The organism is Acidovorax sp. K2F, from assembly GCF_025246485.1.
Classification (GTDB): domain Bacteria; phylum Pseudomonadota; class Gammaproteobacteria; order Burkholderiales; family Burkholderiaceae_C; genus Acidovorax; species Acidovorax delafieldii.
Map to the genome: position 1 here is coordinate 82253 of NZ_JAOBSQ010000007.1, position 14231 is coordinate 96483.

The 14231-nt window shown below is 67.6% G+C and carries 18 protein-coding genes; 6 read left to right on the forward strand and 12 right to left on the reverse strand.

From position 1 onward, the window contains the following. Positions 1 to 28: 28 nt before the first annotated feature. Positions 29 to 496, reverse strand: coding sequence for a DUF1348 family protein (locus N4G42_RS02700; protein WP_056059789.1), 468 nt, complete (start codon positions 494 to 496; stop codon positions 29 to 31). An 89-nt stretch (positions 497 to 585) separates the two neighbouring features. Between N4G42_RS02700 and N4G42_RS02705 the strand changes: the two genes are divergently transcribed. Beyond that, positions 586 to 1194 carry a TetR/AcrR family transcriptional regulator gene (locus N4G42_RS02705; protein WP_260666060.1) on the forward strand — a complete coding sequence of 203 codons (609 nt, stop codon included), beginning with the start codon at positions 586 to 588 and terminating at the stop codon, positions 1192 to 1194. Positions 1195 to 1246: 52 nt separating this feature from the next. Here N4G42_RS02705 and N4G42_RS02710 read toward each other — a convergent pair whose 3' ends face one another. Both N4G42_RS02710 and N4G42_RS02715 read right to left on the reverse strand, forming a co-directional pair. Beyond that, positions 1247 to 1804, reverse strand: coding sequence for a DUF922 domain-containing Zn-dependent protease (locus tag N4G42_RS02710; protein WP_099731427.1), 558 nt, complete (start codon positions 1802 to 1804; stop codon positions 1247 to 1249). 32 nt (positions 1805 to 1836) lie between these two features. After that, positions 1837 to 3471, reverse strand: coding sequence for a wax ester/triacylglycerol synthase family O-acyltransferase (locus tag N4G42_RS02715; RefSeq protein ID WP_260666061.1), 1635 nt, complete (start codon positions 3469 to 3471; stop codon positions 1837 to 1839). Positions 3472 to 3620: 149 nt separating this feature from the next. Between N4G42_RS02715 and N4G42_RS02720 the strand changes: the two genes are divergently transcribed. Then, on the forward strand, positions 3621 to 3875 hold the full coding sequence (locus N4G42_RS02720) for an acyl-CoA-binding protein (RefSeq protein WP_055397012.1): 255 nt from the start codon (positions 3621 to 3623) through the stop codon (positions 3873 to 3875). Between the two features lie 64 nt (positions 3876 to 3939). Here N4G42_RS02720 and N4G42_RS02725 read toward each other — a convergent pair whose 3' ends face one another. Further along, the gene (locus N4G42_RS02725; protein WP_260666063.1) at positions 3940 to 4860 is read right to left on the reverse strand and encodes a hydroxymethylglutaryl-CoA lyase; all 921 of its coding nucleotides are present in this window, start codon (positions 4858 to 4860) and stop codon (positions 3940 to 3942) included. A gap of 201 nt (positions 4861 to 5061) precedes the next feature. On the opposite strand from N4G42_RS02725, the gene N4G42_RS02730 reads away from it, so the two are divergent. Continuing rightward, the gene (locus tag N4G42_RS02730) at positions 5062 to 6123 is read left to right on the forward strand and encodes an ornithine cyclodeaminase (protein WP_260666064.1); all 1062 of its coding nucleotides are present in this window, start codon (positions 5062 to 5064) and stop codon (positions 6121 to 6123) included. A gap of 21 nt (positions 6124 to 6144) precedes the next feature. On the opposite strand, the gene N4G42_RS02735 is transcribed toward N4G42_RS02730, so the two are convergent. The 3 genes from N4G42_RS02735 to N4G42_RS02745 are packed head-to-tail and all read right to left on the reverse strand — an operon-like array spanning position 6145 to position 8430. Continuing rightward, positions 6145 to 6849 (reverse strand): nitroreductase, encoded by a 705-nt coding sequence (locus N4G42_RS02735; protein ID WP_260666065.1) that lies wholly within the window; start codon positions 6847 to 6849, stop codon positions 6145 to 6147. Between the two features lie 8 nt (positions 6850 to 6857). Continuing rightward, complete coding sequence (locus N4G42_RS02740; protein ID WP_260666066.1) at positions 6858 to 7265, reverse strand: polyhydroxyalkanoic acid system family protein; 408 nt, start codon at positions 7263 to 7265, stop codon at positions 6858 to 6860. Continuing rightward, positions 7258 to 8430: an aminopeptidase gene (locus tag N4G42_RS02745; protein WP_260666067.1), complete on the reverse strand. Its 1173-nt coding sequence runs from the start codon at positions 8428 to 8430 to the stop codon at positions 7258 to 7260. The genes N4G42_RS02740 and N4G42_RS02745 overlap by 8 nt, the downstream gene beginning before the upstream one ends. 81 nt (positions 8431 to 8511) lie before the next feature. On the opposite strand from N4G42_RS02745, the gene N4G42_RS02750 reads away from it, so the two are divergent. After that, the gene (locus N4G42_RS02750; RefSeq protein ID WP_260666068.1) at positions 8512 to 9186 is read left to right on the forward strand and encodes a DNA-3-methyladenine glycosylase I; all 675 of its coding nucleotides are present in this window, start codon (positions 8512 to 8514) and stop codon (positions 9184 to 9186) included. Between the two features lie 20 nt (positions 9187 to 9206). Here the strand turns inward: N4G42_RS02750 and N4G42_RS02755 are convergent, their stop codons facing one another. From N4G42_RS02755 to phnF, 5 genes are read right to left on the reverse strand one after another with little or no spacing between them, the layout of a single operon-like run. Then, positions 9207 to 10406, reverse strand: a complete 1200-nt coding sequence (locus tag N4G42_RS02755; RefSeq protein ID WP_260666069.1) for an MFS transporter — start codon at positions 10404 to 10406, stop codon at positions 9207 to 9209. Positions 10407 to 10445: 39 nt separating this feature from the next. Then, on the reverse strand, positions 10446 to 10868 hold the full coding sequence (gene arsC, locus N4G42_RS02760) for an arsenate reductase (glutaredoxin) (RefSeq protein WP_218298997.1): 423 nt from the start codon (positions 10866 to 10868) through the stop codon (positions 10446 to 10448). Between the two features lie 36 nt (positions 10869 to 10904). Then, positions 10905 to 11510 (reverse strand): phosphonate metabolism protein/1,5-bisphosphokinase (PRPP-forming) PhnN, encoded by a 606-nt coding sequence (phnN, locus tag N4G42_RS02765; RefSeq protein ID WP_260666070.1) that lies wholly within the window; start codon positions 11508 to 11510, stop codon positions 10905 to 10907. After that, on the reverse strand, positions 11507 to 12235 hold the full coding sequence (locus tag N4G42_RS02770; RefSeq protein WP_260666071.1) for a DUF1045 domain-containing protein: 729 nt from the start codon (positions 12233 to 12235) through the stop codon (positions 11507 to 11509). The genes phnN and N4G42_RS02770 overlap by 4 nt, the downstream gene beginning before the upstream one ends. Next, positions 12222 to 13004, reverse strand: a complete 783-nt coding sequence (gene phnF, locus N4G42_RS02775) for a phosphonate metabolism transcriptional regulator PhnF (protein WP_008903098.1) — start codon at positions 13002 to 13004, stop codon at positions 12222 to 12224. Before phnF ends, N4G42_RS02770 begins: the two co-directional genes overlap by 14 nt. A gap of 75 nt (positions 13005 to 13079) precedes the next feature. Here phnF and phnG point away from each other — a divergent pair, with 75 nt between their 5' ends. Together phnG and phnH are read left to right on the forward strand one after the other, a co-directional pair. Next, complete coding sequence (phnG, locus tag N4G42_RS02780; RefSeq protein ID WP_260666072.1) at positions 13080 to 13592, forward strand: phosphonate C-P lyase system protein PhnG; 513 nt, start codon at positions 13080 to 13082, stop codon at positions 13590 to 13592. Next, positions 13589 to 14230 (forward strand): phosphonate C-P lyase system protein PhnH, encoded by a 642-nt coding sequence (gene phnH / locus N4G42_RS02785; RefSeq protein WP_056059758.1) that lies wholly within the window; start codon positions 13589 to 13591, stop codon positions 14228 to 14230. Before phnG ends, phnH begins: the two co-directional genes overlap by 4 nt. The last annotated feature ends 1 nt before the right edge of the window (position 14231 follow it).

The following is a 14231-nucleotide window of genomic DNA, read 5'->3' on the forward strand; positions in this document are numbered from 1 at the left end:
TGCCGTCCCCTTGGCTGGCAGCCGATTCTTAAAGGCCCAGGTCGCTCAGCCCCGGATGGTCGTCCGGCCGGCGCCCCAGCGGCCAGAAGAACAGCCGGTCTGCGGCCTGGATGGGGCGGTCGTTGATGCTGGCGTGGCGCACGGCCATCAGGCCTGCGTCGTTGAACTCCCAGTTCTCGTTGCCATAGCTGCGGTACCACTGGCCGGCGTCGTCATGCCATTCGTAGGCAAACCGCACGGCGATGCGGTGGCCGCTGAACGCCCACAGCTCCTTGATGAGGCGGTAGTCCAGTTCGCGTGCCCACTTGCGCTCCAGCAGCTGCCGGGCGGCCTCGCGGCCCACGGGGAACTCGGCGCGGTTGCGCCAGCGCGTGTCCTCGGTGTAGGCCAGGGCCACGCGGGCAGGGTCGCGCGAGTTCCAGCCGTCTTCGGCCAGGCGCACTTTCTGGACGGCGGTGTGTTGGGTAAAGGGGGGCAAAGGCGGGCGTGTTTCCATGGGAACCTCGACGGTGAAGGGTTGATGTAGACAGGTCTGTCTACGTGCCATCATAAAGCCATGTAGACAGACTTGTCTACAATGAGCGAATGACCTTTGATCCGCTCCCCCCTGGCTGGCAAGACCTGCCCGCCCGAGACCGCCTGCTGCACACGGCGCACGCGCTGTTCTACCGGGATGGCATCCGCGCCACGGGCATCGACCGGGTGATTGCGGAGTCTGGCGTGACCAAGGTGACCTTCTACCGGCATTTCCCGAGCAAGAACGCGCTCATCTGTGCGTATCTGGAGTACCGGCACGCGGGCTGGATGAGCTGGTTCGCCGACGCGCTGCAGCGCCATGCGCACGCGCTGCCCTCAGGGGCGGATCGCACGCGGGCATTGGCGCCCGCGCTGGCGGAATGGTTGGGCAGCAAGCACTTTCGGGGCTGTGCGTTCATCAACAGCGTGAGCGAGCTGGGAGACACCGTGCCCGAGGTGCTGGAGATTGCGCAGCGCCACAAGCGCGACATGACGGCGTTGCTGGCTGCCTTGTTGTCAGCGCCTTCCCACCGTGCGGAGGACGCGCAGGCGCTGACCCTGGTGGTGGAGGGCGCCATCGTGCGCGCGCAGATGGGCGAACCTGTCGCCGCGGTGGTGGCCGCAGTGTCCCGCCTGACTGATGCGCTGGTGGCGGCGCCTCCTCAGCGCAAGGGGTGAGCCTGTCGGTCGATAGGAAAGATGGGAACGTTTCTGGCGGCCGCCCGCATGGTCAGTCCAGCCGTGCGCCTTGTGTGGCACCGTGGCGGGTGCGCTGGTCGTACTGCTTCTCGCGTGCCACGTGGTCCTGCAGCAGCCGGTGGCCCAGGGCATTGGCTTCGCGCTCCAGCGTGGCGCAGTCGGACGCTGCGGGCATCTGGCGGATGGCCTGGTCAATGGCCTGCGCTGCGTCGCGCCCGATCTGCACATGGCCTTGCTCGTGGTGGGACAGCGCCTGCAAATAGCGGTCAAAAACCGCCTGCTGCGACGGGCTGGCGGCCTGCAGGTCGGGCAGCTGCACTTCGGTGCGCAGCCGGGTGTTGACTTCGGTGATCGCACAGCGGCCCGAGGCTTCGCGCCACCAGCGGAAGGTCCAGCGCACGTTCCAGCGGGTGTAGCCATGAAAGCGTTGTCCACCCACCGAAATGGGGGTTGCAGCATGCAGGGCCTCGCGCAGTGTCTCTCCGGGCTGGGCGCGCACCACGTAGGGCCGCTGGGTGCTTTCTTCCTCCACGGCCGCGTGTGCCCCACCCGCAGACAGCAGCAAGGCCACCACCCACCCTAGACGCACGCAGGGTGGTGGCTCTGCCAACGCAGATGCGTTCAGTCGCCCCACGGCAGCATCAGCGTGAGCAGCGACAGCTGGTCAAACTCGGGCGCAAAGGCATCAATGATCTGCTGCGGCTCGGGGCACAGGGTGGTGTCGGTGATCACGCCAAACTGCACGCCGCCGCCGTAGCTGAGGATGGAGACCCCCAGCCCGATGTCACCCGACTGCGGCACCCAGAACATGCACTGCGTGACGCGTGCACCGCACAGCGTGAGCTGCTCCTTGGGGCCGGGCACGTTGGTCATCACCGCCGTGGTCTTGCGGCCAAACAGGTTGAGCAGTGCGTCCTGTGCGGGCTTGATCATCAGGCCTGCCACGGCGAGCATGGCAAACGCCAGGATGGGCTGGGTGCTGCCCTTGAGCGCATTCATGCGCTTGCGCACTTCGTACACGCGCTCGACAGGGTTGGCCACGCCAATCGGCAGCACCAGCGGCACCAGGCCAAAGCGGTTGCCCAGCTTCCAGGCCTCTTCCATGGGGCGCAGATTCACCGGGATCATGGCGCGGATCTCCTGGCCCGTAGGGTCGTCCCCCTGGCTGCGCAGATAGCCGCCGATGGCGCCCGCCACACACGACAGCAGCACATCGTTGATGGAGCAGTTGAGTGCCTTGCCGATGGCCTTGACCTCTTCGAGCGGAATCGGCGGGCACCAGGCCACGCGCTTGGCGGTGCCGGGCTGGCCCTTCAGGCGCGTGGGCGAGTCGTCAGGCATCAGCGCCAATGCCGCCGCATCGCTGACGAGCTGATAGGCCACGCGGGCCATGTCCATGGTGCCGGTCAGCCCGTGGTGCATGGCCTTTTCCGGGTCGCCCAGCATCTGCAACGACTTGGCGGCGCTGTCGCCCGCCAGGTCCAGGGCCTTGACGGTGAGGCCGGTGAAGGGCTTGATGAGTGCGTCGGCTATCCAGTCCTCGGCGGTGGCGGCTTCCTTGTCTGCCCGCGCCTTGCGCTTAGGGGGTTCCGAGCCGCCATCGACCAGCGACATGGTCACCGAGATGAGTGCAATGCCGTCGGCAATGCAGTGGTGGATGCGTACGATGAGCGCGCTGCCCTTCGCGCCGTCATCACCCACAAAGTCTTCGATCAGGTGCATTTGCCACAACGGGCGGCGTGTATCGAGCGGCTGCATGGCGAGTTCGCCCACGCGGTCCTGCAGTGCGCGCTGCATGCTGTGGCCTGTGCGGTGGGGCAGCTTTTCGCGCAGCACATGCGCAGCGATGTCGAAGTCGCGGTCCTCCACCCAGGTGGCGCCTGCGGCATCTTCCACCACCCGCTGGCGAAAGCGCGGGTACTGCAGCAGGCGCTGCTGTACGCGTTCGCACAAGGCCTCCCAGGTGATGCCGGGTGACAGGGTCCACACGCCGTTGATCATCATGAGGTTGCTGTGCGAATCCATGCGCAGCCAGGCGGTATCGACCTTGCTCATGCGTTCGCCCGACAGGCCCAGCATGCCGGTGGCCGCGCGGCGCACGTTCTTCTGCACCACGGTGGCGGCCTTGCGGGCTGCGGGGGGCAGGGCCTGGGCGGCCTTGCGTGCCACCTCAGGCGCCTGGTCGCGCATGGTGCGCAGGGGGCTCGTGCTGCGGCCGGGGGCGGCTTTGCGGGGGGCTGGAATGCGGGTCACCATCAGATGTACACCTATTGTTTGATTTTTGGGGGCTTGCCTCTATGGATTGAGCGGCCCCGGGCCGGGCTCAGCCCGTAAGATACAACGCAGCAAACCCTTGCCGACACCGTTCTTTCCCTCCCCCCACACATCCCAAGGAGCACACCGACATGGCCGACCTCAATGCCACCTTCGAAGCCGCCGTGGCCAATTCCAAGAACCTGAGCGAGCGTCCCGACAACGCAACGCTGCTCAAGATCTACGCGCTGTACAAGCAAGCCACCGCCGGCGACAACACCGAGAAGAAGCCCAGCTTCTCCGACATGGTGGGCCGTGCCAAGTGGGACGCCTGGGAAAAGCTCAAGGGCACGGGTGCCGACGAGGCCAAGCAACAGTATGTGGACCTGATCACCTCGCTGAGCTGATACGGCGGTGACCCCCAAAGAAAAAGGCGACCTTGGTCGCCTTTTTCTTTGGGGGCAGAGGCGCCTAACGCTGGACCCACCCCTTGGGCAGCCCGGCTTCCGGCGTCATGCCGTAGACCGCCTCGCCCGGCAACCCCGCCTGCAGCGGCACGCGGGCGGCCATCAGGCGCTCCAGGTCCACCCCCGTGGCAATGCCCATGGCTTCGAACATGAACACCAGGTCTTCGGTCACCACGTTGCCCGACGCGCCCGGCGCATAGGGGCAGCCGCCCAGGCCGCCCAGCGACGCATCAAAGGTGCGCACCCCCACGTCGTAGGCCGCCAGGCAGTTGGCCAGCCCCAGCCCGCGGGTGTTGTGCATGTGGGCCGCACCGGCCTTGGCACCCAGCTCGGCGCGCAGGCGCGTGAACAGGCGGCGCACCTGCGCCGGGTTGGCCATGCCGGTGGTGTCCGACAGGCCCACCTCGTCGGCACCGGCCTCGGCGCACAAGCTTGCGAGCCAGATCACATCGTCCTCGGGCACCACGCCCTGCAGCGTGCAGCCAAAGGCGGTGGACAACCCCACCTCCACCAGCATGCCGGGCGCTAACTCATCACGCAGCTGTGCCACGGCGCGCACCTCCTCGACCATGGCCTCGCGCGTCTTGCGCACATTGGCCAGCGAATGGGCAGCACTGGCCGACACCGGCAGGGTGACCTTGTGCACCCCTGCTGCCAGCGCCGCCTCGGCGCCGCGCAGGTTGGGCGCCAGGGCCATCACGGTGATGCCGGGGTGGGTGAGCGCGTGCTGCACCACTTCGGCCACATCGGCCATCTGGGGCAGCAGGCGGGCGGGCACGAAGGAGCCGACTTCGATCTCGCGCAGGCCGGCCGCCACCAGGGCGTCGATCCAGCGCAGCTTGTCGGCCGTGGGCATGGTGGCTTTGACGGACTGCAGGCCATCGCGCGGGCCGACTTCGCTGATGAGGACTTGGGGTTGCGTCATGGTGCTGGACGGAGGATGCCGCCGAGGATAGCGCGCTGGCGCTGCCAGAAGGTGCTCTGGGGGTTTTGAACAAAGTGGCAATTTGTGATGCCATACCGGCAAACAGCCCAGCAATATGCAGCAGATTGGGCGATTCCCATTGTTTTGGCGCTTCGGGACACTGCTTGGAGCCGTATCCATTCCCATTCGGAGACAAGCGCCATGCCCTCACACCATCCTTTTTCCACCCGCTACCTCAGTGCCACCGATGTCATCGACATGGTGCAGCGCAAGGGCGTCGAGGCCTGCCTGCGCGGCATTGCCGACTACATCCTGGCCGACTTTCTGCGCTGGGGCGCGTTCGACAAATCCGCACGTGTGGCCAGCCACTCGCGCGACGGCGTGATCGAACTCATGCCCATTGCCGATGACCAGACCTATGCGTTCAAGTACGTCAACGGCCACCCCAAGAACACGCGCTGGGGCCTGCCTACGGTGATGGCGTTTGGCGTGCTGGCCGATGTGGCCACAGGCGCGCCGCTGCTGCTGAGCGAACTCACGCTCACCACCGCCCTGCGCACCGCCGCCATGTCGGCCGTGGCCGCCCGCGCCCTGGCGCGGCCTGGCAGCCGCACCATGGGGCTGATCGGCAACGGCGCCCAAAGCGAGTTCCAGGCACTGGCCTTCCACCACCTGCTGGGCATCACCACGCTGCGGCTGTTTGATACCGACCCGGCCGCCACCGCCAAGCTGCAGGCCAACCTGCAAGGCACAGGCCTGCGCACCGTGGCCTGCAACAGCACGGCCGAGGCCGTGCGTGGCGCCGATATCGTGACCACGGTGACGGCCGACAAGACCAATGCCACCATCCTCACGCCCGGCATGCTGGCGCCCGGCATGCACATCAACGCTGTGGGCGGCGACTGCCCCGGCAAGACCGAGTTGCACGCCGACGTGCTGCGCCACGCCCAGGTGTTTGTGGAATACGCGCCGCAGACGCGCATCGAAGGCGACATCCAGCAGCTGCCGGCCGACTTTGGGGTGACCGAGCTGTGGGAAGTGCTGGCAGGCCAACACACCGGCCGGGCCAGCGATGCCGCAATAACGGTGTTTGACTCCGTAGGCTTTGCGCTGGAGGACTTTTCTGCGCTGCGCTTCTTGCGCGATACGGCCGCCGAGCTGGGCATGGGCCAACCCATCGAACTCATCCCCCAGCTGTCAGACCCCAAGAACCTGTTTGGGCTGCTGCGCACGCACAACCCCCTGCTGCGCGCTGTGGCCTGACGCCTGTCCGGTCACCCCTTCTCAGTCCCTCCAGACCACGCTGCTGGCGGAGTCGGCGCGTGTGGTGCGGAAATGGTTGGCCGGGTGGGCCGGGTCCGCCATGCCAAAGGAGATGCCGCAGACGATGCTGCGGTCGTTGCCAATGCCCAGCACCTCGCGCAGCACGCCGGGGTAGGACGCCAGCGCCGCCTGTGCGATGGAGCCCACGCCCAGGCTGTGCGCGGCCAGCATGAAGTTGCTCACATATGCGCCACAGTCCACCGCACCATAGACGCCCAGTGCCTCGTCGCTGGTGACGATGGCCACATGCGGTGCGCCGAACATCGTGAAGTTCTGCGCCGCCTGGCGGGCCGAGGCTTCGCGGTCACCCTTGGCAATGCCCAGGGCTTCGTACAGGCCCCAGCCGCATTCGCGCCGCCGTTCCTGGTACACGCCCCGGTATTCGCGGGGCCAGGGCAGGTCGGGGTTGGGGGCTGCGGTGGTCATGTGCGACTGCAGTGCGCTGCGCAGGCGCTCCAGCGTGGCGCCGCTGGCTATGGTGAGCTGCCAGGGCTGCGCGTTGCACCACGATGCTGTGCGCTGCGCGGTGGCCAAGATGGCTTCGATGGTGCCGCGCGGCAACGGCTCGGGCAGAAAAGCGCGGCAGCTGTAGCGGGTGTGGAGCAGCGTGGAGAGGGTGTCAAACGCCGGGCTGTGGGCGGCGGTCCCGTTCGCAGGGGATGTCATGGCGGTGGCTAGGCCTTCTTGGCCTTGGCGGCAGGCTTGGCCGCTGCCTTGGGGGCCGGCTTGTCAGCATCCGCTTCTACTGCATGTTTCTTCTTGTCTGCGGCGGGCTTCTTGGCGCCGGGGTGGGGCGCGTTGAGGAGGGCGTCCAGCTGCTCGCCAATTTCGGCCTCGATGCGGTCCTTGAACGCGCCGAACAGAAAACCGAGCTGTGCCTTCATCTCGAACTGGTGGGCATCCACCAGCAGCGTGCCCTTGACGCCCGAGCGGGTGAAGGTGAGCAGGTCTTCCTTGTCCCCTTCTTCGTAGGTGCATTCCATGTCGAATTTTTCTTCGGCCTTTTCGGCCCAGGAGAAGGCGACCTTGCGGGCTTCCTTGAAGCCCAGGTGGTGTTCGCGGTGGATATGAATGTCAGGCACCGGCTGTCTCCTTGAGGTGTTGGGGGTCAGGTAAAAGGGCGCGCAGTGTGTCGTGCCGCTCGGGCAGGGGCTGCTGCGTCAGTTGTCGTACGGCATCATAAAACCGGGGCCAGTTGCGCCCCTCGCGTTCAAACAAGGCCTCGAACGCGGGCACCAGTTCGTCGTAGGCGGCCTGGGCGGCAAAACTGGCGTTGTTGGCTTGGGCCACCCAGCGGTCGTAGCCTGCCACCTGGGCAGTGGTGGCCCGGGGGGGCGTCCCGCCGGGCGTGTCCAGCCAGCGTGCGCGCAGTGCGGCATAGTCGTCGCGAAATGCTTGCATTGCTTCTTTTTTCATAGCGCTCAAGGCATGATCTTCTAGCGCTTGAAGCTCCTTTTGCTCATAAATGGCCGCCAGGCGGGTGCGCGTGGCCCGGGTGAGCATGCGGAAGGCGCTGCGCCGCGCTTCGCTGGTGGCGTATGCCTCGCGCGCGGCGGGGGTGGACTGCGTGGCCAGCCACCGCGCCACGCCAATGCGTTCCACCGCCGTGGCAAAGGACTCGTTGAACAAGGTGTCGTTCTTGGCATAGACCACCTGGTGCGCCAGCTCATGGAACAGCAGGCGCACAAAGTCGCCCTCGGGCCAGGCGATGAAGGTGGACAGCAGCGGGTCGCCGCCCGCCCAGTTCATGTAGCCCAGTGTGGAGTAGGCGGGCACGCCGTACACCTCCACCTCCAGGCCCTGCGCTGCCAGTTCGGCGGCCTCGGCCTGTGCCGCAGCCTCGGTGAAATAGCCCCGGTAGCCGATGCAGCCCGTGACCGGAAAGCACCAGGTGTGCAGCGTCAGCGAATAGGGCGGCGCGGCGACCACATTCCACACGGCGGCGGGGCGCTTCAGGTCGGCATAGCGGCGGTAGCTGGCGTTGTCGGGCAGGCCGAGTTCCGCGACCGCAAAGGCCCGCGCACGTTGCGCCAGTTGCAAGCGCTCGCGCAGGGCAGGCGAGATGTCCCTGCGCGTCACCCAGTCGTCAATCGGTTCTGCGGCATGCATGATCTGCATGTGCCCGCGCAGCGATTGCCAGTAGTAGCCCAGCGCGTTGGAAGGACCGGTGGTGCTGGCGCAGCCGGCCAGCACCAGGCAAAACATCAGGCTGAAAGTGGCCCGCAGGCGAGAAAGTGGCTGGCGCATGGGGGCAGTTTATGGGCAGATCGAACCCTTTGCGCTCGCCCTGTCAGCAGCCTGGCTGTTGCGCTTTCTAGAATGCCGCGCATGACCCCTTTGACCGCTCCCGATCCTGCTCGCCAACCCGCGCTGGCCGACGGCCTGTTCGCCGACGAGGCCGGTTGCCCGCGCTGCACCTGGTGCCAGGCCACGCCGCTGTACCGCCATTACCACGACACCGAGTGGGGCTTTCCGGTGGCCGACGACCGCCGGCTGTTCGAGAAGATCTGCCTGGAGGGTTTTCAATCGGGCCTGAGCTGGCTCACCATCCTGAACAAGCGCGAGGGTTTTCGCGCCGCGTTCGCGAACTTCGACGCCGAGCAGGTCGCGGCCTTCGGCCCCGCCGAAGTCGAGCGCCTGGTGCAGGATGCGGCCATCGTGCGCCACCGGGGCAAGATAGAGTCCACCATCAACAACGCGCGCCGCGTGCTGGAGCTCAAGCGCGAGTTCGGCTCGCTGGCGCACTACGCCTGGCGCTACGAGCCCACTGCCGCCGACCGTCCCGAGCGCATCACGCGCGAGGTGGCGCGCACGCTGTCCACTTCGCCCGCATCCATTGCCATGTCCAGGGACCTGAAAAAGCGCGGCTGGAGCTTTGTGGGGCCCACCACGGTGTACGCCTTCATGCAGGCGATGGGTCTGGTCAACGACCACCTGGAAGGCTGTCACTCGCGCCCCGCAGCGCTCGCTGCGCGCAAGGCGTTTGTGGTGCCGCGCGGCTGACCGATGGATTGATAGTTCGTTCAGGCCCGCGCCACGGGCCGCAGCAGCCACAGCGCTCCCAACGCAGCCAGGCCCAGCAGTGTGGTGAGCCACAGGGCCGCTACCCCGGCGCTGTCCAGCAGCATGCCAAACAGCACCGGTGCAAACGCCTGCGCCACGCGGGCGGGCACCATCATCAGGCCCTGGCGCGCGCCGTAGCCTGCTGGCCCAAACAGCACCAGTGGCAGCGTGCCCTTGGCAATGGTCAGGATGCCGTTGCCTGCCCCGTGCAGCACGGTGAACACCGCTGCCGCAGGCCCGCCCAGTACCATCAGCAGGCCCGCGCCCACGGGGTGTGCGGCGGCAGCCAGCTGGGCCGACAGCAGCGGGTGCAGGCGGCGCAGAAAGCCAAACTCCAGCAGGCGTGCCGCCACCTGCGCAGGGCCTACCAGTGCCGCCAGGGCCACTGCCGCCTGCAGCGACGTACCACTGGCCTGCAGCAGGCGCGGCAGGTGGGCTGCCATGGCGGTGCTGGTGAACCAGGTGACTGCGAACACAAAGGACAGCAGCACAGTGGTGCGCAGCGGGTGGGCTGGAGTGGGCGGGGCGGATACGGCTGGTTCCGTGGTGGGCGCTGCTGTGGCGTCCGTCGATGGTTCGGTGGCCTTTTCTGCGGCGTCGGCGCGCGGCAGCCAGCCATTGAGCGGCACCCCCACCAGCAAGTGCAATGCGGCCCAGCCCGCACACGCTCCGCGCCAACCCCACTGCGTCTCCATCCAGGCCGACAGCGGCCAGCCCACGGTGCTGGCAAACCCCGCGATCAGCGTGATGCCGGTGATGGCGCTGCGCGCGCCCTGGCCGTACAGCCGCACCAGCGTGGCAAAAGCGGCCTCGTACAGGCCCGACCCCATGGCCACGCCCATCAGTACCCAGGCGGCAAACAGGCCCACGGGGCCTTGCGCCAGCGCCATGCCGACCAGACTGGCGGCAAACAACAGATTGGTGCCCACCAGCACCGGGCGGCCGCCATGGCGGTCGATGCCCCGGCCCGCGAAAGGCCCGAGCAGCGCCGACACGATGAGCGCCACCGAAAACGCGGCGAACACGGTGGGTGTGGTCACGCCCAGGTCGCGCGCCATGGGCGCGGCCAGCATGGCAGGCAGGTAGTAGGACGAGGCCCAGGCCAGCGTCTGGGCCGTGCCCAGGCGCGCCACGGTCCAGCGTTGCGAGGCGGCGCTCATGCCGCGCGGTGGGCCATGGTGGGGGCGCGCGAGGTTGCCTCAGACACGCTGGCCCTGCGCGTTGATGACGACTTCGCCATCCTCCTTGGTGAAGGCGCCTTGTTGGGGCGCGGGCAGGATGTCGAGCACCTTCTCGGACGGGCGGCACAGCCGCGTGCCCAGGGGCGTGACCACGATGGGGCGGTTGATGAGGATGGGGTGCTGCAGCATCGCGTCGATGAGCTGTGCGTCGGTGACGCTCGGTGCGTCCAGTTGCAGCTCGGTGAAGATCGCTTCCTTGGTGCGCACGGCGTTGATCACCGGCTCGCCCGTGGCAGCAATCAGCGCCACCAGCGTGGCACGGTCGGGCGGGGTCTTGAGGTACTCAATGACCTCGGGCTCCACGCCGCTGTTTCGGATCATGGCCAGCGTGTTGCGGGACGTGCCGCATTTTGGGTTGTGATAGACGGTGATGGCAGTCATGGTGGGTGCTGTGGATGGCTGACGGGATGGAAAGGGTTACGAATAGGCAGGTTGTTGGCGTGAAAGTTTGCCACTGTGCAGGGGCCAGCCCGGCAACTGCTCCAGCGCGTTCAGTAGTCGCTGGCCTGCATTGCCCAGCGCGTCGTCGTTGTGTACCTCTAGGCTGACAGTGCCTGGGGGCGGTGTGTAGGCCATGGCCCGTTGCACGCGGGCCTCCACCTGCTCAGTACTCTCGCGGCCCCGCGACAGTATTCGCTCGCGCAGCACCTGGGGGCTGGCGGTGATGTGCACCGCTACGAGGTCCGGGAAGCGCGCCAGGGCCTCAGGCAAGTAGGCGCGCGAGCCATTGAGCAGCACCCAGTGGCCTTGGGCCAGCGGCGCCAGTTGTGCATGCCGCACGCCGTAGCCCAGGCCGTTGGCTTCCCAGTGCAGGGCAAAGGCCAGTTCGTGGCGCAAAGCAACAAACGTTTCGGGCGAAACACTTTCATGGGCTTCGCCGCCCGGCATGGCGGAGCGGCTGATGGTGCGCTGCGCCCAGTGCACGGGGCACGGGGTGGGCAGGTGTGCCCGCAACCAGTCCAGCAGGCTGTCCTTGCCCGCTCCCGAGGGGCCCATGCAGTAGACCAGCCGACCGACTGTCATGCGCCCATCTCCAGGTGGTCCAGCAGCACAAAGTCCGCGCCGGGCGTGGGCTCTGCGAACAACGCGAGGCTGTTGAACTTCAGGATGGGCAGGTCCGAGAAAAATTCCTGCGCGGCCTCGAACACCAGCGACTGCGTGGGTGCGTCTACCTGCGCCAAGCTGCCGGTGAGCGACATGTGGAAGCGGAACTCGTCCAGCACAAAGGGGTAGCCCCATTGCTGCAGCAGCGTGTCCTGCCGGGCAGTGAGCCCCGCCGAGCGGCGCCGGGCGAGGTCCGCGTCGGACAAGGGTGCGGCCAGGGGCTGCAGCGCCGTCACGCAGGTGGCGGCGGTCTCCTGGATCTGCGTATTGGCGGGGTGCAACGCCGGGGGCACCAGCGCCAGAAAGTCGTCGATGCGTTGCACCTGCAGGGGCGGCAGCACAAAGGGTTGCAGCCCGCGCGCCACGGACTGCACGGCCTGGTGCAGCGTGATCCAGTCGGTGCCGGGCGCCAGTGCAAACGGCGCCTTGAGCGTGGCGTGCCAGCCGTAGCGGCGGGGCGCTGCGGTCAGGCGGTGCAGGTCGTCCGCCGCCACGCCGTCGATGGCGAGCTGCTGCAGCGGCTGCAGCAGCGCAGCGCAGCGCCCCAGCCAGTGGCTGCCGGCGAGCCAGCCCAGGCTGCCCGGGTTGGGTGCGAAATAGACCGCATAGCGGTGGTGGGTGGGGGACATGTCAGGCGTGTTCATCGTGGTCAATGGTCAGTTTCACGCGGTCGCCCGCAAACCAGGCGCGCGCCCATTCGATGGGCGTGCCTGCCAGGTCCACGTTCAGGCTCTCTACCTGCAGCACGGGGCGTGAGGTGGGCTGGCGCAACTGGGCGGCCACTTCGGCGCTGGGCAGCTCGGCGGTGATGCGGCTTTCGCGGCGCGTGTAGTCGGCCACGCCGTGGGCGGTGAAGCCTGCGGTGATGGAGCCCGTTTCGCGCACCACGGCCGCCAGGTTTTCGAAGCGGGGCAGGGGAAAGTAGCGCTCGCTGATGTGCAGGGGCTGGCCCTCGGCGTCGCCCCGCACGCGCAGCGCCAGCAGCGGGCTGCGTGCAGGCACCTGCAGCGCCTTGGCCAGCGCCGCCGTGGCGCGCGTGGTCTGGGCCTGCAGCACCACCAGGCTGCCGCGCAGACCGGCCTGTGCCAGGCCCTGCTGGTGGCGCGTGCGCTTGCCCAGCACCAGGTCCACCGCAAAGTCTTCCACATAGGTGCCGCTGCCCTGCGTGATGCGCACCAGCCCCTGGCTGCACAGGCTGGCGAGCGAGCGGCGAATGGTGTGGCGGTTCACGCCGAACTGCTCGGCCAGCGCGTGTTCCGAGGGCAGTCGCTGGCCTGGCGGATAGACGCCGCTGCCGATGGCCTCGGCCAACTCGGCGGCAATGCGCGTCCAGAAGCTGTCGCGCGCAGGGCGCAATGGTGGTGCTTGCGGGACCTGCAACGGGGTCGTGAGAGAGGTGGTGCTGGCTGTCATGAAACCTACATGCGCGCTCTTTAAGCTGGCGCCAGTTGTTCAATTTGTCTATACAACTTTCAGGGTACCACTTCCATGTTTCAAGCCTTTGACAACCCGGGGCCGGGCCGCCCCCTGGGCCGCGCGCAGTGGATGGCGCTGCTGACCCGGGCGCCGCTGGGGCTGCTCGAATCTGCGTTGCACGAGCACGCCACGCGCCCCGCGCGCTGGCTGCGTGCACCAGAGACCGGCCTGATGATGGTGCAGGGCCGTGCCGGTGGCACGGGCGAGCGCTTCAACCTGGGCGAGGTCACCGTCACCCGCTGCGCGCTGCGCGTGGCCGACGCATCGGACGCCGCCAAGGCCACTGTGGGCGTGGCCTACGTGCTGGGCCGCTCGCACCGCCAGGTGCAGCTGGCGGCCCTGGCCGATGCGCTGCTGCAAGACCCTGTTCAGCAACCGGTGCTGGACGCACAACTGCTCGAACCCATCCGCAACCACCTGCGCAACACCCAGGCCGAGCGCCAGGCGCGGGCCGCCAGCACCAAGGTGGACTTCTTTACCGTGGCGCGCGAGAGCGGTGCCGACAACGACGAGGACACCGAATGAGCACGACCCCGTTGGCATCGCTGGGTGCCGGATTTTCGAATGAAGCCTTTGGCAGCCAGGCGGTGTTCCGCGCGGTGCTGCAGGCGCTGTCACACCCCGGCCGCACGGTCGCGGTCGAACACGATGCGCAGGCTCCTGCCGTGGGGCATTCCGCATCGGCTGCCGTGCTGCTGGCGCTGCTCGACAGCGACTGCACCTTGTGGCTCTCGCCCAAGCTGGCAGCCAGTGATGCCGGTGCCTGGCTGCGCTTTCACACAGGCTGCACTGTGGTGGCCGACGCTGCGCAGGCTCGCTTTGTGTGGGTGGCGCAGGGTGATGCGCTGCCTGCCCTGAACCGTCTGGCCCTGGGTACCGACATCTACCCCGACCAGTCAGCGACTTGCGTGGTCGATGTATCGCGTGCCGCCGCCACCACGACGGACGCGAGTGATGCGTGGCACTTGCGCGGCCCCGGCATCCAGGAGGTGGCGGCCTTGCGGGTGGATGGTTTGCCCGACGACTTCGAGGCCCAGTGGGCGGCCAACCATGGGGTGTTTCCACGCGGTGTGGATCTGCTGCTGGCCACTGCAGACCACATCGTCGGTCTGCCACGTACCACGCGGACAACGCGCGGTGCCACTGCCCTTCAGGAGGCTTGAG